The 20194-nt window shown below is 63.6% G+C and carries 18 protein-coding genes and 1 tRNA gene; 13 read left to right on the forward strand and 6 right to left on the reverse strand.

Annotated features, from left to right (window positions below):
* From CHB88_RS08315 to CHB88_RS08340, 6 genes are all read left to right on the forward strand, one after another.
* On the forward strand, nucleotides 1–168 hold a 168-nt coding region (locus CHB88_RS08315; protein WP_143131188.1), incomplete at its 5' end, for a 2Fe-2S iron-sulfur cluster-binding protein.
* 591 nt (nucleotides 169–759) lie between these two features.
* Nucleotides 760–2175 (forward strand): sensor histidine kinase, encoded by a 1416-nt coding sequence (locus CHB88_RS08320; protein WP_089398868.1) that lies wholly within the window; start codon nucleotides 760–762, stop codon nucleotides 2173–2175.
* Between the two features lie 10 nt (nucleotides 2176–2185).
* Entirely contained in the window at nucleotides 2186–2641 is a 456-nt protein-coding gene (locus tag CHB88_RS08325) for a response regulator (protein ID WP_089398869.1), read from the forward strand.
* Nucleotides 2641–4242 carry an ATP-binding response regulator gene (locus CHB88_RS08330; RefSeq protein WP_089398870.1) on the forward strand — a complete coding sequence of 534 codons (1602 nt, stop codon included), beginning with the start codon at nucleotides 2641–2643 and terminating at the stop codon, nucleotides 4240–4242. Before CHB88_RS08325 ends, CHB88_RS08330 begins: the two co-directional genes overlap by 1 nt.
* A gap of 232 nt (nucleotides 4243–4474) precedes the next feature.
* Nucleotides 4475–4867: a VOC family protein gene (locus tag CHB88_RS08335; protein WP_089398871.1), complete on the forward strand. Its 393-nt coding sequence runs from the start codon at nucleotides 4475–4477 to the stop codon at nucleotides 4865–4867.
* A gap of 149 nt (nucleotides 4868–5016) precedes the next feature.
* Nucleotides 5017–6003, forward strand: coding sequence for an aldo/keto reductase (locus tag CHB88_RS08340; protein WP_089398872.1), 987 nt, complete (start codon nucleotides 5017–5019; stop codon nucleotides 6001–6003).
* 73 nt (nucleotides 6004–6076) lie between these two features.
* Here CHB88_RS08340 and CHB88_RS08345 read toward each other — a convergent pair whose 3' ends face one another.
* Nucleotides 6077–7147 (reverse strand): LacI family DNA-binding transcriptional regulator, encoded by a 1071-nt coding sequence (locus CHB88_RS08345; RefSeq protein WP_089399143.1) that lies wholly within the window; start codon nucleotides 7145–7147, stop codon nucleotides 6077–6079.
* Nucleotides 7148–7408: 261 nt separating this feature from the next.
* Between CHB88_RS08345 and CHB88_RS08350 the strand changes: the two genes are divergently transcribed.
* From CHB88_RS08350 to CHB88_RS08360, 3 genes are all read left to right on the forward strand, one after another.
* Nucleotides 7409–8377 (forward strand): Bug family tripartite tricarboxylate transporter substrate binding protein, encoded by a 969-nt coding sequence (locus CHB88_RS08350; protein ID WP_089398873.1) that lies wholly within the window; start codon nucleotides 7409–7411, stop codon nucleotides 8375–8377.
* Between the two features lie 162 nt (nucleotides 8378–8539).
* A complete protein-coding gene (locus tag CHB88_RS08355; protein WP_089398874.1) occupies nucleotides 8540–9700 on the forward strand; it encodes an L-talarate/galactarate dehydratase in 1161 nt (386 codons plus the stop codon).
* 969 nt (nucleotides 9701–10669) lie between these two features.
* A complete protein-coding gene (locus tag CHB88_RS08360; protein WP_089398875.1) occupies nucleotides 10670–11299 on the forward strand; it encodes a 3'-5' exonuclease in 630 nt (209 codons plus the stop codon).
* A 70-nt stretch (nucleotides 11300–11369) separates the two neighbouring features.
* On the opposite strand, the gene CHB88_RS08365 is transcribed toward CHB88_RS08360, so the two are convergent.
* From CHB88_RS08365 to CHB88_RS08375, 3 genes are read right to left on the reverse strand one after another with little or no spacing between them, the layout of a single operon-like run.
* Nucleotides 11370–11846, reverse strand: a complete 477-nt coding sequence (locus CHB88_RS08365) for a group I intron-associated PD-(D/E)XK endonuclease (protein WP_089398876.1) — start codon at nucleotides 11844–11846, stop codon at nucleotides 11370–11372.
* A gap of 50 nt (nucleotides 11847–11896) precedes the next feature.
* The gene (locus CHB88_RS08370) at nucleotides 11897–13621 is read right to left on the reverse strand and encodes a TRAP transporter large permease (protein ID WP_089398877.1); all 1725 of its coding nucleotides are present in this window, start codon (nucleotides 13619–13621) and stop codon (nucleotides 11897–11899) included.
* Nucleotides 13618–14163, reverse strand: a complete 546-nt coding sequence (locus tag CHB88_RS08375) for a TRAP transporter small permease subunit (protein WP_245844843.1) — start codon at nucleotides 14161–14163, stop codon at nucleotides 13618–13620. The genes CHB88_RS08370 and CHB88_RS08375 overlap by 4 nt, the downstream gene beginning before the upstream one ends.
* Before the next feature lie 245 nt (nucleotides 14164–14408).
* On the opposite strand from CHB88_RS08375, the gene CHB88_RS08380 reads away from it, so the two are divergent.
* Both CHB88_RS08380 and CHB88_RS08385 read left to right on the forward strand, forming a co-directional pair.
* Nucleotides 14409–15866, forward strand: a complete 1458-nt coding sequence (locus CHB88_RS08380; protein ID WP_176442383.1) for a sensor histidine kinase — start codon at nucleotides 14409–14411, stop codon at nucleotides 15864–15866.
* Nucleotides 15859–16470, forward strand: a complete 612-nt coding sequence (locus CHB88_RS08385; protein ID WP_245844844.1) for a response regulator transcription factor — start codon at nucleotides 15859–15861, stop codon at nucleotides 16468–16470. The genes CHB88_RS08380 and CHB88_RS08385 overlap by 8 nt, the downstream gene beginning before the upstream one ends.
* 588 nt (nucleotides 16471–17058) lie before the next feature.
* On the opposite strand, the gene CHB88_RS08390 is transcribed toward CHB88_RS08385, so the two are convergent.
* Nucleotides 17059–17135, reverse strand: a tRNA-Pro gene (locus CHB88_RS08390).
* Between the two features lie 55 nt (nucleotides 17136–17190).
* Between CHB88_RS08390 and CHB88_RS08395 the strand changes: the two genes are divergently transcribed.
* A complete protein-coding gene (locus CHB88_RS08395; RefSeq protein ID WP_089398880.1) occupies nucleotides 17191–18324 on the forward strand; it encodes a M14 family metallopeptidase in 1134 nt (377 codons plus the stop codon).
* Nucleotides 18324–18788 carry a CYTH domain-containing protein gene (locus CHB88_RS08400; protein ID WP_089398881.1) on the forward strand — a complete coding sequence of 155 codons (465 nt, stop codon included), beginning with the start codon at nucleotides 18324–18326 and terminating at the stop codon, nucleotides 18786–18788. Before CHB88_RS08395 ends, CHB88_RS08400 begins: the two co-directional genes overlap by 1 nt.
* A 35-nt stretch (nucleotides 18789–18823) precedes the next feature.
* Here CHB88_RS08400 and CHB88_RS08405 read toward each other — a convergent pair whose 3' ends face one another.
* Nucleotides 18824–20074 (reverse strand): DUF2863 family protein, encoded by a 1251-nt coding sequence (locus tag CHB88_RS08405; protein WP_089398882.1) that lies wholly within the window; start codon nucleotides 20072–20074, stop codon nucleotides 18824–18826.
* Nucleotides 20075–20194 lie beyond the last annotated feature (120 nt).

The raw sequence follows: 20194 nt of genomic DNA on the forward strand, positions 1-20194 counted from the left end.
CCGGTGTCGTGCGAGCAGGGCATCTGCGGCACCTGCATCACCCGGGTGCTGGAGGGCGAGCCGGACCATCGCGACCTGTACTTCACCGATGAAGAGAAGGCGGCCAACGACCAGTTCACGCCCTGCTGTTCCCGCGCCAAGGGCAAGCTGCTGGTGCTGGATCTTTAACCCTCACGCCGAAACTTATTGACCCGCCTCGCCCAGGCGGGCTTCGATCCTATCCCGGTCGTCAACTCCGCCCGCTCGGCCGCCGCATTCCGGCGGGTGACGACGTAGGCGCTGCGCCAATCGCGATAATCGGCCGCCCCGGTTCGCCCACATGGTCCCCGGTGAGACTGGCGATGCAGCCAATCGCCCTTCATTGCTCTCCCGCTCTCGCATCACTTCGGCATGCCGGTCGGCCGTGGTAACGATGACCAGGTCCAGGCGGGAACGACCCGGCCGCCGCGAATCCGGTTATCCGCGTGTCCTGCGGAAGAATGGTCAGCGCCCCGGCGATGAACTGCCGATGGAGGTGGAGGCAGGAAAGGCAGCAGGAAAGGCGGCAGGTCCGGATTCATTTCGTCCCGCACCATCAGTTGAACGGCAGGCAACTCTTCAGCGCCCAGGTTGGCCGCCGTCGCAGACGCTGCGAGGTCCCCGTCGGCACCGCCAGGCATTGCTTCCGGCCCCCGTCGCAGGCAGCATGCCGGTTCGAACCAACTTCCCCTGTTGCCGCTCTTATCGAAGCGGCAATATCCAATCGGTGGTATCTATCTCATGTCCAACAAGGATCAGCGCCTGGCAATTTATTTCTTCGTTGCCATCGTCGTCTTCGCAATGACCGCCGGCTTCGGTTACCGGGCGGTGGACACGCTCGTGGAAAATCAGCGCAGCCAGGTTGCCGCCCGCCTGACCGCCATTGAACTGCAAACTCTGCTCGGCCTGGCGGTGCAGGCCGAAACCGGCCAGCGGGGCTTTGTCATTACCGGCAGGGAAGAGTACCTCGAGCCGTATGCGGACGCCAAGGATCGCCTGCCGCGATCCCTGCTGGCACTGCGCAAGAATCTCGCCGGCAATCCCTCTCAGCTTGCTCGCATCGATGCCGTCGAAAAGTTGCAAGCGCAAAAGTTCGCCGAACTCGACCTGAGCATTCTGACGCGGCGCGCATCCGGCTTTGAAGCGGCGCAGAAGATCGTGCTGTCCGATCAGGGCCGGCGCCTGATGGAAGAAATGCGCGCCAATGTTCGCGCAATGGAACAAGTCGAAGTTTCCCAGCTGAATCAGCGCATCGTTCGATCAGCGCAGAGTGCCGAAGCGGCGTTTGCCACCATCGCGGTGGCCGGCGCGATCAACGTCGGGCTGCTGGTGTTTCTGATGCTGGCGGTCAGGGCCGACGCCAGGGCGCGCGAGCAGTCGGCGCGGCAGGTGGCGGCATTGAATCAGAGCCTGGAACAGCGGGTGCTGGATCGGACACAGGAACTGGGCCAGGCCAATGCCAAGCTGCAGGATGCTAACCATTCGCTTGAAGCATTCAGCTATACGGTGGCGCACGACCTGCGCGCGCCGCTGCGCGGCGTGCAGGGGTTCGCCGAGGCGGTTCTCGAAGACTACGCGGATCGGCTCGACATCACCGGCCAGGATTATCTGCGGCGCATCTGCCGCGCGGCGCAGCGCATGGAGGGCTTGATCGAGGATCTGCTTGCCTACAGCCGCCTGGCGCGCAGCGATCTGCCGCTGGAAAAAGTACCGCTGGAGCAGGCGGTAAACGAGGCCTTGGGCCACCTGCAGGCGCCGATCACGGAAAGCCGGGCGCGGATACAGGTCGCGGACGGCTTGCCCATGGTCGTCGGCAACTGGGCAGCCTGCGTGCAGGTGCTGCAGAACCTGTTGTCGAACGCAATCAAGTTCAGGCAAGGCGATGCGGTGCCCGAGGTCCGCATCGCCGCGGAGATCCGCAATGGCGCCGAGGCCCGCGTATGGGTGTGCGACAACGGCATCGGCATTCCGGCGCAACACCAGGAACGGATCTTTGCGCCGTTCGAGCGCCTGCACAGCCTGGAAGAATATTCGGGAACCGGCATCGGCCTGGCCATCGTCGCCAAGGCCGTCAGCCGCATGAAAGGCGCCTGTGGCGTGGAATCGGAGCCGGGCGGGGGTTCGCGCTTCTGGTTCGATCTTCCCTTGGCGACGTGAAGGAGCCGGCATGCAAGCACAGCAATTGATATTGCTCGTCGAAGACAATGAGGACGACGTGATCCTCGCCCAGCGGGCCTTCCGCAAGGCAGGCGTCGATGTGCCGATCTGCGTCGTCCGGGACGGCGACGAGGCGGTCGATTACCTGGGCGGCGGCGGACGGTACGGCGACCGCCGCAGCTTCCCGCTGCCCACCATCGTATTGCTCGACCTGAAGCTGCCGCGCCGCAGCGGGCTCGATGTGCTGCGCTGGATTCGCGCCGATCCGGCGCTGGGCACGCTGCCGGTCATCGTTTTCACGACGTCGGCGCAGGCGTCCGACCTCGAGCAAGCCTATTCCCTCGGCGCGAACTCCTATCTGAAGAAGCCGGTGACGCTGGAAGACACCACCGAAATGCTGCGCGCCGCCGGCTTGTACTGGCTCACCCACAACGAGGCGCCGCCGCAAGTGCGACGAGGTTTCTGATGCCCCACCTCATCCGGCTTCTCCATGTCGATGACAATCCCGACGACCGCATTCTGGTGCAGCGTGCGCTGGCACCGCGGTTTCCCGACATGGACTACATAGGCGTCGGCACGGCAGCCGACTATGCGCGCCATATCGACACCCATCTGGATTGCGTCATCACCGACTACCGCATCGGCTGGACCGATGGCCTGGCCGTGCTGCGGGACGTCAGGCAGCGTCATCCCGAGGTGCCGATCCTGATGTTCACCAATACGGGAAGCGAGGAGGTCTGCGCGGCCGGCATGAAGGCCGGGCTGTCCGACTATATCGTCAAGCGCAAGGAAGAATTTCCGCGCCTGCCGGCATTGGTCGCTACGGCCATGGAGCTGTCGCAGGCGCGGCAGGCGCTGCTGGAGCGCGACCGCCAGTTGCGCGAGCTGCTGGAACGCGAGCAGTTCGCCCGCGCCGAAGCGGTACGCGCGAACCACCTGAAGGATGAGTTTCTCGCTACCGTGTCTCATGAACTACGCACGCCGCTCTCCGCCATCCTCGGATGGGTGCATCTTCTGCAGCTGCAGAAGCTGCCGAGGGAAAGGGAATTGGAGGGCTTCCGCATCATCGAACGCAATGCGCACGCCCAAGTGAAGCTGATCGAGGACCTGCTGGACCTGTCGCGCATCATTTCCGGCACGCTGCGCATCGACCTCGGTCCGCTCGATCTGCTGGACGCCGTGAACAAGGCGGTCGACTCCTTCCGCGCCGCTGCCGGCGAAAAATCGATCTCGCTCTCCACGCGATTCGATCCCGCGCCTCCCTTGATCCGGGGCGATGCGCAGCGCATCGAGCAGATCGTGGCCAACCTGCTTGCCAACGCCATCAAGTTCACGCCCGAAGCCGGCGCGGTCACGGTCAGCCTGCGCCGCGTCGGCTCGCACGTCGAGATTGCCGTCGCCGACAATGGCGTCGGAATCGACCAAGGCTTCGTGCCGCATTTGTTCGATCGCTTCCGTCAAAGCGACGCCGGCCCGACCCGGCGCCACGGTGGGCTGGGAATCGGCCTGTCAGTGGCGAAGAATCTGGTGGAGCTGCACGGCGGCTCCCTGACGGCGCAAAGCGAGGGCATCGGCAAGGGTGCCTGCTTCACGGTGCGCTTTCCGGTCGCCGTGATGCGCGAGTCCGTGCTGCAGCAGGCCGAGGCTTCGGCCGGCGACGAAGCGGCGCAACGCCTCAAGGGGTTGCGCATCCTGGTCATCGACGATGACCAGGATACCCTCGACATCGTCCAGCGCATCTTGGCGATGTACGGCGCGCAGGTCAATGGCGCGCTGCGGGCCACGCACGGGCTGGAATCGCTGGCGCAGCAGGATTACGACGTGCTTCTGTCCGACATCGGCATGCCGGACATGGATGGGTTCACGATGATCGAGCAGGTGCGCCGCACCGACCATCGCAATCGCGACATTCCGGCCGCAGCGGTGACGGCGTTCGCGCGCAGCCAGGACCGCGAGCGCGCCTTGCTGGCGGGCTTCGATGCCTACCTGGTGAAGCCGATCGAGCCGGGTGAACTCATCGCGGTGGTGCTGTCCCTGGTAAAACGCAGGCGAAGCGACAAGGCGTGATCCGCGCCTGCGGGCAGGTGCCGAAGGCAGCCCAATATTCCTTGCGCCGGGCCGCCGTCTCGTTGCAAGACTGTGGATTAGTCTTTAGACTGCCTTGCGGCACGCAGCTGTCCTGCATGAAGCTTCGCCAAACGCGCAGCCCGGCAATATCGGAAACGCTTGCGCGCCTGACCATCACCAGCGGTGATCAATAACGACGGCCCCGTCATCGCGGGCCCACAGAGGAGAAACCATGCTCAATCACGTCATGATCGGATCGAACGACCTCGAACGCTCGAAGCGCTTTTACGATGCGGTGCTTGGCACGCTTGGCGCCGGCGAACCGATACGCCACAAGACCGATTCCGGCCATACCCGCCTCTTCTACCGCCACGATGGCAGTTCCTTCTGCATCACCGAGCCGATCAACGGCGAAGAGGCGACCCCTGCCAATGGCGGCACCATCGGTTTCAAGTGCGCTTCGCCCGAGCAGGTGCGTGCATTCCACGATACCGCCGTCGCCCACGGCGGCCGTTCGATCGAAGACCCGCCGGGCCTGCGCGAGGGCAGCATGGGCGCACTGTATCTCGCCTATGTGCGCGATCCCGACGGCCACAAGCTCTGCGCCATCTACCGGCCGAAGTAATGTCTTCCGCTCGATGCGGATTGCTTGAGATCAGCGGCGGCGGCCCTTTTTCGATACCGCCGCGGCACGCGCTCTTTTGCCGGCGATGGGAACCGGACGGCCGCATCGATTTCCAATCGGACGATCAATGAACCGAAAGGTCTGGCGAAATGCAAAAGCGCAAACTGGGACGGCAGGGACTGGAAGTGTCGGCACTCGGCCTCGGGTGCATGGGCATGTCGGAGTTCTACGGGCAAGGCGACGAAGCCGAATCGATCGCCACCATCCATCGGGCGATCGACCTCGGCATCACCTTCCTGGACACGGCCGACATGTATGGCCCCTTCGTTAATGAGGTGCTGGTCGGCAAGGCGATCCGCGACCACCGGGACCAGGTCATGCTGGCGACGAAGTTCGGCAATGAGCGCGGCGAGAAGGGCGAGTTCCTCGGCATCCGGGGCGACGCCGACTATGTAAGGCGGGCCTGCGACGCCTCGCTGCAGCGGCTGGGCGTTGATCACATCGATCTTTACTATCAGCATCGGGTCGATCCGAAAGTGCCGATCGAGGAAACCGTCGGCGCCATGGCGGAACTGGTGAAGGCGGGCAAGGTGCGTTTCCTCGGCCTCTCGGAAGCCGGGGTGGAGACCATACGCCGCGCCCACCAGGTGCATCCCATCAGCGTGCTGCAGACGGAGTACTCGCTCTGGAGCCGCGATGCCGAAGCGCAGATCCTGCCGACCGTGCGCGAACTCGGCATCGGCTATGTCGCCTACAGCCCGCTGGGGCGCGGCTTTCTGACGGGACAGATCAAGCGCATCGAGGATCTGGCCGAAGGCGACTACCGGCGGAATTCGCCGCGTTTCCAGGGCGAGAACTTCCGCCGCAATCTCGACCTGGTGGCGGAGGTGGAGCGCATGGCGCAAGAGAAGGGATGCGCGCCGGCCCAGCTTGCGCTGGCGTGGGTGCTGGCGCAGGGCGAGGACATCGTGCCCATTCCCGGCAGCAAGCGCCGGCGTACCCTGGAAGAGAATATCGGCGCGGTCGATGTCAGGCTGACTGCGGAAGACCTGGCCCGTATCGACCGCATCCTTCCGCCCGGCGCCGCCGCCGGCGAACGCTATCCCGCGCCGCAGATGCAGGCGCTCAATCGGTAGGCTTTTGCGGCCGCCTTTTGGCGGTCATTTGGCAGTCTTTCGGCAGCCGCATTGCGCCGCGGGTTTCCGCCGGTCAGGTGGATGCCCGCGCTACCAGTTCGAATCCCACGTCGATCACTTTGCGTTCCAGAGCCCTGCCCACTGCGCGCGCCAGCAGGGCCTCGGCCGCCTGGATGCCGATCGCTTTCTTCTCGATGCGCACCGTCGACAGGGAAGGATGGGTATGCGCGGAAAAGTCGAAATCCCCGAAGCCCATCACCGCCAAGTCCTTCGGCACCCGCATCGCCCGCGCCTGCGCCTCGGCCAGTGCGCCCTGGGCGATCGCATCCGAACCACAGACCAGCACATCGAACCGATTCCCTTCGTCCAGCAGGCGGGCCAGGCCTTCGCGCCCGAGCTGGAAGGTGGAGGGCGCGCGGCCCACCTGCGCATGGATGGCGGAGATGCCCTGCTGCTTCAAGGTGTCGGCAATGCTTTGCTGGCGGATGAGTGAACGCTCGTCGTCCGCGCAGAGCAGGCCATAGCGGCGGTAGCCGCGTTTCAGCAGGTCGTGCGCGATCGCTTCGCCGATCCTCACGTGCGAAAAGCCGATCACCATGTCGAGCGGTGTCGGCGTGAGGTCCCAGATTTCGACGACCGGGATGCCGGTCGAGAGAATCTTGATGCGGGTGTCTTGCGAATGCCCGATGCCGGTCAGCACGATGCCGTCCGGGCGCCGGCTCAGAATGGCCGTGATCAGATCGTCCTCCCGCGATGCCGGATAGCCCGACAAGCCGAGCAGGAGCTGATAGCCGTCCTGCCACAGCCGGTCCGACAGCGCCTGGACGGTTTCCACGAAGATCGAATTGGAGATATGGGGAACGATGGCTGCCACCAGGCGGGTGCGTCCGCCGGTCAGCGCGCCGGCGAGCTGGTTGGGAATGTATCCGGTCAGCTTCACCGCCTTCTGCACCAGCGCCACGGTGTCGGCGCGCACGATCTCGGGGCGGTTCAGTGCCCGCGATACCGTCATCGGCGATACACCGGCCACCTTCGCCACATCCTTCAGGGTCACCGCGTCGACGCGAGCCTCCGGGCGCACAAGGGTGATCGGCTGGTCTTCGGCGACCTTTCTTGCGCTCGTTTTCGATCTGCGGGTAGTCATGAGGCCCATTCCATGTTTGCCGGTAAGTATACCCGAGGGGGCGTTCCGGCTTTCGATGACTTTAAAAAACGCAGTCAAAAATGATAGCCGTAACATCACTGTAAAAAAAAATTTTGCCAGCAATTGGACAGGGTGTTGAACAAAAATGATTGCGCTAACATTTTAAAGCTGGGTAGAATTGGATCCATGGCGGCACGGGCGTCCCCGTTGAAGGCAGGAGTCGCCTGATGAACCGCCTGACACGAGACCCAAGGAGACGACATGCATATTGGAAAAATCGCGATCACCCTTCTGCTCGGCGCCAGCAGCCTTGCGTTCGCCCAGAACCAGAATTTCCCGGAGAAGCCGGTTACCGCAGTGGTGACCTTCCCGCCCGGCGGCTCGACCGACATGATCGCCCGCGCCATCAGCCCCAAGATGGGTGAACAGCTGAGCAAGCCGGTGGTGGTGGAAAACAAGGCGGGCGCGACCGGCGCGATCGGCGCCACCTACGTGAAGAATTCCCCTGCCGACGGCTACACCGTCATGGTCGCTTCCATCGGCGTGTACTCGGTCAATCCGCATCTGCAGAAGAACCTCGCCTACGATCCGTCCAAGGATTTCGACATGCTGAGCATCGCGGTGCGGGCGCCGAACGTCCTTATCGTCAATCCCAACCTTCCGGTCAACTCGGTCGCCGACCTGATCGCCTACCTCAAGAAAAATCCGGGCAAGGCCAGCTTCGGCACGTCCGGCGCCGGCTCGTCCGACCATCTCACCACCGCGCTGTTCTGGCAGCGCACCGGCACCACCGGCATCCACACGCCTTACAAGGGCGGCGCCAACGTGCTGACCGATCTGATGGCGGGCCATATCGAAGCCTCCTTCCAGAACCTCAACGTGGTCATCCCCTATGTCAAGTCCGGCAAGCTGAAGGCCCTGGCGATCACCAGCCAGCAGCGTTCGCCGCAACTGCCCAATGTGCCGACGGTGGGCGAGGCGGGCCTCAGCGAGATGAACGTCTACTCCTGGCAGGCGGTCGCTGCGCCGAAGGGCATTCCCGCCGCCGTGAAGACCAAGCTGCACGGCGCGATCGCCGCCGCGCTGACCGATCCGAAGACCAAGACCCAGCTGACCGACCAGGGCTTCGAAGTGGTCGCCACCACGCCCGAGGAAGCGACGAAATTCCAGCAGGAAGAACTCGCCCGCTGGAAGAAGGTGATCGAGGTCGGCCGGATCACGGTTGACTGAGCAAGCGGCGGCGCAGTCGCGTGCGGAGCGCGGCAGCCTTCCGCTGGACGCCGGCATCCGTCTCGCCCCCGATATCGACGCGTTTCGGCCACGCCGGCCGAAGCGCATCCCTAGGCACCGAATTTCGCTTCGTTTCATCCGACCCCTTAACCCTTTGCACCCATGACCGCTCAAGACATCCCCCGCCCGAACGCTAATGAAGACCAGATCGCCTGGATTCGTGTCTCGTCCGTTTTCCTGCCCCTGGCCACGCCCATCAGCGATGCGAAAGTGCTGACCGGGCGCCAGAAGCCGATGACCGAGATCGCCATCCTGTTCGCCGAGATCCACACCCGTGACGGCCATTCCGGCCTCGGCTTCAGCTATTCGAAGCGCGCCGGCGGGCCGGGCCAGTTCGCGCATGCCAAGGAAATCGCGCCGAGCCTGATCGGTGAAAACCCGAACGACATCGCGCGTCTCTGGGACAAGCTGGCCTGGGCCGGCGCTTCGGTCGGCCGCAGTGGCTTGTCGACCCAGGCCATCGGCGCCTTCGATGTCGCGCTGTGGGACTTGAAGGCCAAGCGCGCCGGCCTGTCGCTGGCCAAGCTGCTCGGCGCGCAGCGCGACTCGGTGCAGTGCTACAACACCTCCGGCGGCTTCCTCCATACCCCGCTGGACCAGCTTTTGAAGAACACCGATGCTTCGCGGGAGAAGGGCATTGGCGGCATCAAGCTCAAGGTCGGGCAGCCGGATTCGAGCGTCGACATCCACCGGGTCGAGACGGTGCGCAAGCACCTCGGCGAACACTTCCCGCTGATGGTCGACGCGAACCAGCAATGGAGCCGCCCCGCTGCACAGCGCATGTGCCGGATCCTGGAGCAATTCAACCTGGTGTGGATCGAGGAACCGCTGGATTGCTACGACGCCGAAGGACATGCCGCGCTGGCGCAGCAGTTCGACACCCCGATCGCCACCGGCGAGATGCTGACCAGCGTATCGGAACATTGGGATTTCATCCGCCAGCGCGGCGCGGATTACCTGATGCCGGACGCGCCCCGGGTCGGCGGCGTGACGCCCTACCTCAAGGTGGCGGCGCTGGCCGAACACGCGGGGCTGATGATCGCCCCGCATTTTGCGATGGAGTTGCACGTCCATCTCGCCGCCACCCATGCGCGCGAGCCGTGGGTCGAGCATTTCGAATGGCTCGAGCCGTTATTCAATGAGCGCCTGGAGACCAGGAATGGCCGCATGATCGTGCCGACCCGCCCCGGCCTGGGCGTGACGCTGAGCGAGCAGGTCAAGCAATGGACAGCGGCGGAGGCGGAAGCCGGCCAGCGGCCTTGACTGGATCGCCAAGGCCTCTCCAAAACATGGCATAGCCATAAAAAAACGCCGGCGGAAGAGGGCTCCGACCGGCGTTCTGCCAGGCCCCGAAGGGCACGCAACTGGCGAGCGGATTCTCTCGTGCGCCGCCGGACTTGTCAATCTCGATAGACAAGCAGACAAGCAGACAAGCAGACAAGCGCATCGATGGACAGGCTGTCACGCGGCTGCGGGCGGCAGGTACTGGCGCCGTCTACATGGCCGACGCGCCAGCCGACGGCGGCAAGAAAGCACTGCAGATGCCGACGAGGCAGAGCGCGTGTTGGGTCTCCAAGCATCGGCCATCCGATCCGTCCTGCATGCATTCGCGCAGATGCCATTGAAACAAGCGCTGCTCAAACGCTGCTTGCGAAAGAAGCTGATGCCGGGCGTATCGCGCCCTTGCTTTTTTCCCGCGGCACACTATCTTGAAAGTGTCTCCTCCAATCCATCTCCTTACTGGTGTTGATTGGTTCGCCCGCGGCGCCCCCGGCCCGCGGGCTTTTTCTTGGCACGGGTTGGCGGACAAAATTCCCCGTCCGGTCGCTGGCGCTTACGGCATCTGCCTTGCAAAGACGTCACAATTGATGAGGGCGTGGCGGGCGCGTCCGTTAAAGGCATGGATTTGAACGCGTTTCGTCGGGCAGGTATATGGCGCAAGCCGCTTCTGTCATAATGCCCGGCCCGAGAGGGGTTCCGACCGGACCCCTGTATCAACTCCTTCAGGCATGGAATCATGATGATGCCGCCGCAGGCGAACTCGGTGATGCCCTGCCGTTCAACATTTAACCGTCAGGAACAACAGGCGCATCGAGCGATCCAAGCCGCGTTGTTTCGGCGTCTTCCCCAAGGCATTCGCGTGTCATGCGGGCGCGATGACGCTGGGACCTGATAATCATGATTGGCAGACCGTTCAGTCCCAATCGCACAACTTTCGTAACGGACCCAGCCATGAAGGCCATTGCAGTTATCGACTTTGAAACCACCGGACTTTCACCTCATCAGGGGGACAGGGCGACCGAAATCGGCGCGGTGCTGATGGAAAACGGGAAAATCGTCGATCGCTATCAAAGCCTCATGAACGCGGGCAGGCATATTCCGCCCTTTATCGAGCAGTACACCGGCATCACCAATGAGATGGTGCGCAAGGCGCCTCCTGCCGAGCAGGTGATGCAAGAGGTGGCCGACTTCGTCGGCGACCGTCCTCTGCTGGCGCATAACGCCGCCTTCGACAAGAAGTTCTGGGATGCCGAGCTATCCCATGTGCGGCGCGTACGGCGCCAGGAGTTCGCTTGCTCCCTGCTGCTGTCGCGCCGTTTGTATCCGCAGGCGCCGAGCCATAAGCTGGGCGCTCTGGTGAACTACCACGGCCTGCCGGTCACCGGCGTATTTCACCGCGCCCTGGCGGATGCCGAGATGACGGCGCATCTGTCGATGCGGCTGGTCGAGCAGGTGCGCCAGCGCTATGGCCTGCGCTCCGTGCCGCATGAATTGCTGTGCTCGATTCAGGCGGCGTCGCGGCACAAGATGGACCGCTGCGTCGAAGCCTATTTCGGCAGGACGGCGGCGCAGGCGGGGTAGGAAAAGCAGGCTTCCGGGGAATGGCAACCTCTTTCGAGGCATCTTTGTCCTGCAACCCGCACATCCGGCATCAGCCGTTCTCCGGCAAGGCCGCTGGGCCGCGGAAGTCGTTCGGCAGGCAGACCGACTCCCATTTCTCCCGCCCCTGGTTGCCTTTGCGGCTATCGACGTCGGCATGGGGATAAATCTTCGCCGAACTGGGAAGCGTATGCGGGTTGGCGAAGAAGTACCACACCCCTTCAACCTGCGTCACGATGCAATCCAGCGTCCCTTCGGCATAGGGCACCGACCGTGACGATCCGCCCTTGCTTCCCCGCTTCATCTGCGGCACCTTGCGCGTGGTGTTGACGAGGAAATGGTCGCCTCGGGCGGCCTTGGAAGCCGACTTCACCTGGACCTTGGAAATGCTGGCGCCGGTATCGACGAGCAGGTCGTAGCAGGCATTGCCGCCCACCGGCTGACTTACCACTGCGCCGCGACGGACGCACTCCGCGGCGAACTCCAGCTTCAGAGTCGCGCTCGTCGCTTTTGAAGGCTGTTCTGCCATTTAACTATCCTGGCTGCGCATCCGGGCAAGACAAGCATCGATGCGGATGCCTACCTCGCCTGTTCGCCCGATTCCGCCTTGGGAGCTTCGGGTTCGGAGCTGAACTGAGGCGTCTCGGACGCGGTCCATTCGTTGTTCTCCGACGCCGGGGTTTCGATCCTGAGCTCCTCGTTCGGCGAGGAAGCCACGCCCTTGTCGAGGAAGCCGGTCACCATTTGCGGGAAGGCCGCCACCAGTCCCACCATGACCAGCTGCAGGAACACCCAGGGCAGGGCGCCCCAATAGATGTCGGAACTCTTCACTTCCTTCGGCGCGACGCCGCGCAGGTAGAACAGCGCGAAACCGAACGGCGGGTGCATGAACGAGGTCTGCATGTTCACGCACAGCATGACGCCGAACCACACCAGTGCTGCCGACGAGGCCGCTTCCGGGCTGCCCATCTGGGCCAGGAGTACGGGAGCCAGCACTTTTTCCGCGACCGGCGCGATCATCGGGATGACGATGAATGCGATTTCGAAGAAGTCGAGGAAGAAGGCAAGGAAGAAGATGAACAGATTGACCACGATCAGGAAGCCGAGCCAGCCACCGGGAAGCGAGGTGAACAGATGCTCCACCCATTTGCCGCCGTCGACGCCCATGAACACGACCGAGAAGCAGGTAGAGCCGATCAGGATGAACACCACCATCGCGGTCAGGCGCATGGTCGACTGGTAGCCGACCACGATCAGCTCGCGCAAGTCCTTCAGGCGAGTTGCGCGGTAGATCAACCAGGCGATGGAAATGTAGACCACCGCCAGCACGGCCTGCAGCACCGGTTTGGCCGAGGGCGCGATGCCGACGTTCTGGCGGTAGAACACCAATCCGAGGCCGGCGGCGATGGCGAGGCCGACCATCCCGGCACGGAAAATCTTCTTGTCGACGCCGGAGAACTGCGGATGCCGGATCACGGCCAGCACCACGGCGCCGAGCGCGCCCATGGCGCCCGATTCGGTCGGCGTGGCGATGCCGAGCATCATCGTGCCCAGCACCATGAAGATCAGCACTGCCGACGGCACGATGCCGCGCAGGCACTGGCGCCAAAGCGCCCAGCCCTGCAGGGTGCGCGCTTCCTTCGGGATCGCCGGCAGCCAGTGCGGCTTGAGCCGCGACAGGATGAAGGTGTAGAGCATGAACAGGCCGATCTGCACCAGGGACGGTCCCCAGGCGCCGAGATACATGCTGCCGACGTCGGCGCTGGCGGTGGGCGTGCGCAGCTGGTCGGCGAGCACCACCAGCACCAGCGACGGCGGAACCAGCTGGGTGATGGTGCCGGAGGCGGCGAGCACGCCGGTGGTGTAGCGCATGTTGTAGCCATAGCGCATCATTACCGGCAGTGAAATCATGGCCATGGTGATGACCTGCGCCGCCACCGTGCCGGTGATCGCGCCGAGCACGAAGCCGACGATGATGACCGAGTAGCCGAGGCCCCCGCGGATCGGGCCGAACAGCTGACCCATCGAGTCGAGCATTTCTTCGGCCAGCCCGCATTTCTCGAGGATCGCCCCCATGAAGGTGAAGAAGGGGATGGCGAGCAGCAGGTCGTTGGCCAGCACGCTGCCGAAGATGCGTTGCGGCACCGCCTGCAGGAAGCTGACGCCGAAGAAGCCGAGCTCGATCGAAATGATGCCGAAGAACAGGCCGAGGGCGAGCAGGGAGAACGCGACCGGGAAGCCGATCAGCATGAAAAGCACCAGGCCCCCGAACATCAGGGGCGGCATGTACTCGAGCGGAATCATTGGACGGGCCTTTCGTAGGTGGCGTCGAATTCGGTGATGCCGGCGATGGCGGCGATGCGCTTGATCAGTTCAGACAGACCCTGCAGCGCGAGCGCGGCGAAGCCGACCGGAACGATCAGCTTGATCGGATAGCGGGGCAGGCCGCCGGCATTGGCCGACTGCTCGAGAATGTCCCAGGAAGGCAGGAACAGCGATTTCCACGACAGCCAGGAAAACAGCAGGCACGCGGGCAGCAGGAAGGCGATCACGCCGAAGATGTCGATCCAGAGCTGGGTGCGCTTGGAGACGTGGCCATAGACCAGGTCGACCCGTACGTGCTCGTTCTTCTGGAAAGTATAGGAAGCGCCTAGCATGACCGAGGCGCCGAACAGGTACCATTGCAGTTCGAGCGGCCAGTTGTTGCTCCAATCGAAGCCATAGCGGACCAGCGCATTGGAAGCGCTGACGATGCAGGAAAACAGGATCATCAGGTTGGCCAATCGGCCAATGCGCTCGCCAAGCTTGTCGATCCAGCTTGAAAGCCGCAGCAGACTTCGCAGCATGTCGTCCTCGTGATGGTGTTTGAATTGAAAGGGAAGGCCGTTCCGGCTGCCGGAATCGGGCGGGCACGAGTATAGGAGGGGGCGGCCGGAATGGCGCTAGGGTGTACCCTAGTTCGGCGCTACGTAATAGCGCGTATTGTCTGGATTTTCTTTCGCATCGACCGTAACCGCCTGTCAGACCATGGACGTTTGATGCAACTTTATTAGCAGGATATAGAGAAGGAATGCAGTCGACCCCACCATTCATGCGGAGTCCCGCGGTACGCGCCATCGCCATCAATATCGTCGCCGATCCATGGCGCGGCATGGCCGCGGCGCTGACGTTGCTGGTACTGGTGGCCATCGTCGATTTCGTCACCGGCTACGAAGTCAGGCTGTCGATCCTCTACCTGCTGCCGATAGCCATCGGCACCTGGAGCGCAGGCGCCCGGGCGGGCGTGATGCTGTCGCTGCTGGCGGTGGCCTGCTGGGGCTTCAGCTTCCTGCCCGATCATGTGTATGCGCGCGACATTCTCTACGCCTGGGAAGGGCTGGTTCTTGCTGCAACGTTCAACATCTTCGTCTGGCTGTTGATCCGGCTGAAGCTTTCCCTGACGCGCGCCGAGCTGCGCTTCCGCGATGTGCTGGAAGGCCTGTCAGCCTATATCTACGTCGTCGGCGACAGAAGCGGCCGCGTGCTCTACGCGAATCGCCGCTTCGCCGGCATGATGAGGGCCGAACCCGTCGGGATCAACGCCGCCGACATCGAGCAGCGCCTGGAAGCGGCCGCGGGCGGCCTCCCGGCCCAAGCGGCGGACGCCTCTTCGGCGTTCACCTATCACGAAGCGCGCGATCGCTTCACCGGCGCCTGGTTCCTGGTGCAGACCGGGCCGATACGCTGGGAAGGCCGCACTCGCGCCCACCTGCATGTGCTGATCGACATCACCGAACAGAAAGCGGTGCAAAGCCTGCGCCAGCAGCAGCGCGAGATCCTGCACAAGACCGCGCGCTTTGCCGTGCTCGCCGAGATTTCCTCCATGCTGGGACATGAGATCAATCAGCCCCTGATGGCGATCGCCACTTACAGCGCGGCGGCGAAGATGCTGCTGGCGCAGCCTCGGCCGGACATTGCGGAGGCGACGGCGGCGCTGGAGAAGTCGCGCCTGCAGGCGGTACGGGCGAGCGAGATCGTGGCGCGTACCCGCAGCTTCCTGCAGCGGCGCAAGCCGAGCGTCGCGGAATGCCATATCAATCAGGTCATCGATGATGCGCTCCTGGCGATGGAGCCGGTGGTCAGCGACATGTCGGTGCATCTGCGCGCCTCGCTCGAGGACGGATTGCCCGTCCTGCCGTTCGACCGGACACTGATCGAGCAGGTGTTGACCAACCTGCTCGGCAACGCCGTCGACGCGGTGCGCATGAATGCCGAACACCGGGCGGACCCGGGCAGGGTGGAAATCGCGGCCGCCCGTCATGGCGACCATGGCATCCGGGTATCGGTTCGCGACAATGGCGCGGGCATTCCGCCCGCCGTCGCCGCCAAGCTGTTCACGCCTTTCTTCACCACCAAGGAGCAGGGCCTGGGGCTAGGCTTGTGCATCTGCCGGTCCATCGTCGAGGCGCACGGCGGCCAGATGTGGCATGAGAGCCCGGCGGGTGCTGGCACTGTTTTTCATTTCACGCTCGGAAGCGTGGATGACCACTCGGAAGAATCTGATGAATGAAACGGTATTCGTCGTCGATGACGATGAAGCGGTACGCGATGCCTTGACCATGCTCTTCAAGGCCTCCGGTCTGGCGGTGGAATCGTTCGCCTCCGCCGCCGCCTTCCTCCACAGCTATCGCCGCGGCCAAAGCGGCTGCCTGGTGCTCGACCTGCGCATGCCCGGCATGAGCGGCCTCGCGCTGCAGGAAGAAATGGCGCGTCGGCAGATCGGCATTCCGATTGTTTTCCTCAGCGGCCATGCGGATGTGCCGGTGGCGGTGCGGGCGCTCAAGCAGGGCGCCGTCGACTTCATCGAGAAGCCGATCGACTCCCAGCGGCTGCTGCCCGCAGTTCAGGAAGCACTGAAGCTGGAGGCTCGAAAGCGTCTGGCGGAGACGCCGACCAGCCAGCCGGCGATCGATGATGCCAGGTTTGCCGACTTGACCCAGCGCGAGCGCGAAGTGCTGACCCTGGTTTGGGAAGGCCGCACCAACAAGGCGATAGCCGAGGAAATGGGCATCAGCGTCAAGACCGTCGAATTCCATCGGGCGCGGCTGTGCGAGAAATTGCAGGTAGCGAGCCTCGCTGATTTCTTTCGGCAGAATGCAAGGCCGGGGGCGTAAATGGTGTGGCTCGCCGCCGGTATCGATTGCTGCACTTTCATTCAAGCAGCGGCCGGCTCGAGCGCTGCGACCTCGGACCGGTTCATGTCAAGTGACGGGAGCCGCTGCCGAATGTGAAGTAAAGGCAGCGATCGAGAAGTCGTTCCGCCCACGACCGCTCACGATGCGTTCATGGCCGAAGCAATAACGCTTCAGGGTTCGGCAGAGCGGAGGCGCCGCATCGCCATAGGTGGAACCAGATGGATGGGGATTGGCGGATCACGGCAGAGTTTGAAGCCAGGCACAGACCAACATCGGCCGCTCGTGCCGCTCAGGCGCTTGTTAAACGGAACTTTGCTAGAACCGGACTGGCCTCTGGCAGAGAGGGCAGGTCAAGATGGCACGTAACAAGCGGCTTCTCTGTGCCGCAAGATTTGCATTCCTGTGCCATGTATTTTCTTCTATTGATGAGAGCAAGGCGGGTCTGTCATTGGCTGCCAAATGCAAAAAAGCCCGCGTTTGACGGCGGGCTTCTTGGCTATATTTGAAATCTTCAAATATACAGCGATGTATGCACATACAGGTTCGAGTGTAAGTGCTTGATTACTTTGGTCGGGGCGAGAGGATTCGAACCTCCGACCACCTGCACCCCATGCAGGTACGCTACCAGGCTGCGCTACGCCCCGACGAGCCGCGTATTATAGCAGCAGTGCGTATTTTCGCCACAACCATATATTCCCCATGACAATAAAAATCAGCCAGCAGTTCGACGCAGGCGCCATCGAGGTGGTTGCCGCTGCGGATCCTGCTTCGATCGAACTGCGCCTGCGCAAGGACTCACACGCCGATTTTTCCCAGTGGTTCCATTTCCGTCTCCAGGGCGCGCGAGGCCAGGCCTGCCGCATGCATATCCTCAATGCCGGTGAGGCCACGTATCCAGACGGCTGGCGGGACTATCAGGCGGTGGCCAGCTATGACCGAGAAGCCTGGTTCCGGGTGCCGACCAGCTACGACGGCAAGGTGCTCACCATCATCCACCAGCCTGAGCGGGACAGCGTGTATTACGCCTACTTCGAACCCTATACCTGGGAGCGCCACCTGTGTCTGCTGGGCCGGATGGAAGCCTCGCCGCTGTGCCAGGTCGAGGATATGTGTGACACGGTCGATGGACGCGATCTGAACCTGGTGGTGGTCGGCAATCCGGACGCGGCAAAGAAGATATGGGTGATCGCCCGCCAGCATCCCGGCGAAAGCATGGCCGAGTGGTTCGTGGAAGGCATGCTGGAGGCGCTCACCGATGGCGCCAACCCGCTGGCGCGGCGGCTGCTCCAGCAGGCGGTGTTCTACGTGGTTCCGAACATGAATCCGGATGGATCGGTGCGCGGCAACCTGCGCACCAATGCCGCCGGCGCCAACCTCAACCGGGAGTGGGTAGCGCCGTCGCGCGAGTCCAGTCCCGAGGTATTCGCTGTCCGTGAGCGCATCGCGCAAACCGGCTGTGACGTGTTTTTGGATGTGCACGGCGATGAGAGCCTGCCCTATGTCTTCGTGGCGGGCTGCGAGATGCTGGAAGGCTTCACGCCGGAGCAGGCAATGCGGCAGCAGGCTTTCATGGACAGCTTCCGCCAGGCCAGCCCGGATTTCCAGACCCGCATTGGTTATGAGCCGACCAAATACCGGGAGGACATGCTGAAGCTGGCGTCGAAGTACATCGGACACACCTACGGCTGCGTTTCGCTCACGCTGGAGATGCCATTCAAGGACAATGCCGATCTTCCGGATACGGTCCATGGCTGGAACGGCGCCCGCAGCGCCGCCCTCGGGCGTGCCATCCTGCAGCCGATGCTGACGGCAGTGAGCGAGCCGGAGGCTTGATGGGCGTCGAGATCGAACGAAAGTTTCTGGTGGCCAACGATGGCTGGCGGCCGGCGGGGACGGGCGCCATGCTGCGCCAGGGTTACCTGTCGTCGCAGCCGGAGCGGGTGGTGCGGGTACGCATCGAGGATGGACAGGGCACGCTCACCATCAAGGGCTTGAACCGCGGCGCTACCCGCAGCGAGTGGGAGTATCCGATTCCGCCGGCCGATGCGGCAGCGATGCTGGATGCCTTGTGCGAGCGGCCCCTGATCGAGAAGACCCGCTACCGCATCCGGCACGAGGGCATGGTGTGGGAGGTGGATGAGTTCCATGGCGAGAACGCCGGCCTCATCGTCGCCGAGATCGAGCTGGAGCGCGAAGACCAGCCCTTCGCGCGGCCGCCCTGGCTGGGCGAGGAAGTGACGCACGACCCGCGCTATTACAACGCCAGCCTGTTGCAGCATCCGTTCCGCCGCTGGTAAGCCGGCATGATAAAGCGCCTGGCGGGCGCTCGTCTTCAGTGGAAATGCTCGGTGCCCGAAGGCGCATCCTCGGGCATCTCCGCATGCACCAGCTCCCCTTCCGGATCGGGATAGAGCGGCGCCCCGCAATCGTCGCAGAATTCCATCGGGAAGCGTTCGATGTGGCGCTTGATGTGGACGATGCCGCACTCCCGCAGCAGGGCCTGGATTTCTTCCAGCGGGCTGCGTGGATTTTCCATCAGCGCTTCCGGCGAGCCGAGGGTTTCGCTCAGCGACGAGCCGTCGCCCTCGTCGTCGTCCTCCTGCCCGAACAGCGGCCAGACCACGCCGTACACGACTTCGCTGTCATGGCGCAGGGTGAAGCCGATGCGGTATTCATCCAGCCGGCTGCCGACCGGTTCCTCGCCGAAGGCGCCGATGACGGCGCGCAGGCTCTGCGGGTCGACGCCGAGGGTCGTGGTCAGGTAATTGACCGCGGCGCGAATGGAAGCCGGACGGATCAGGCGGTCCGCTTCGCGGCAGGCGACGTAATAGGCTTCCGGCAGCAGCAGCTCAACGCTGCAGCCCGGCAGCAAACGCATGACGGTAGGCGTGACCTGGTTGCGCCATTGGGTCAGGGCGCGCATGCGGTCGGCGGCATCCAGACTGGCCTGCCATCGGAACAGCGGCTCGCCGGCCCTGGCGGTCACAACTGCGAGCAGATAACGGGTGTCGGCCAGGAAAGGCGCGGTTTCTTCGCTGCTGGTGGGCGGCTTGGGCGGCGTGTTCTTGATGGCGGCCTGCGCCAGCTTGTGGGTCAGTGCATAGGTTTCGCCATGGGTGCGCGGCAGCTGGTCGATGGCATACAGCGTCGGCGCCAGCGCCAGGTGGGTTTCAGGGGCCAGGAGGTGGGCGCTGAGGTGCGCCGCCAGTGTGGTTCGGGTATCGGGCGGGATGGCGCCGGAGGCAATGGTGTAGCGCGTCCAGGCCAGTACCGGCGCGGCGATCAGCAGCGCATCGTACTGCGCGTCCTCGTGCTCGATGACGCAGGAACTGCTTGCCTCTTCGGCTGCTTCCATCAGGGCGTCGTAGGCGGGCAGGTCCTTCTTGTAGAGGTGGTCGAGCGCATTGTCCAGCGTTTCCTGGTGGCCGGTGCGCAGCAGCTTGGCCAGCAGATTGGACAAGGCGCGCTCCCAGGAGCGCTCTTCCATCCGGCTGGAGGATTGGGCGAGGCCCTGGGACAACATCACCAGGCGATGGCTGTCGCCGGTGATCTTTTGAAAGGGACTCTTGGTTGAACGGCGCATGTTGTTCTGATCGGGTTGTAGCAAAAGGTTTGTTCGAGTGTACGCCGGTTGGGAGGGCGTCTCAACCGACAGGATAGGGCAAATCGCACGGGCGGCGATGCGCTGGCTCATGCGCGATAT

This window comes from Noviherbaspirillum humi (assembly GCF_900188095.1).
GTDB lineage: Bacteria > Pseudomonadota > Gammaproteobacteria > Burkholderiales > Burkholderiaceae_D > Noviherbaspirillum > Noviherbaspirillum humi.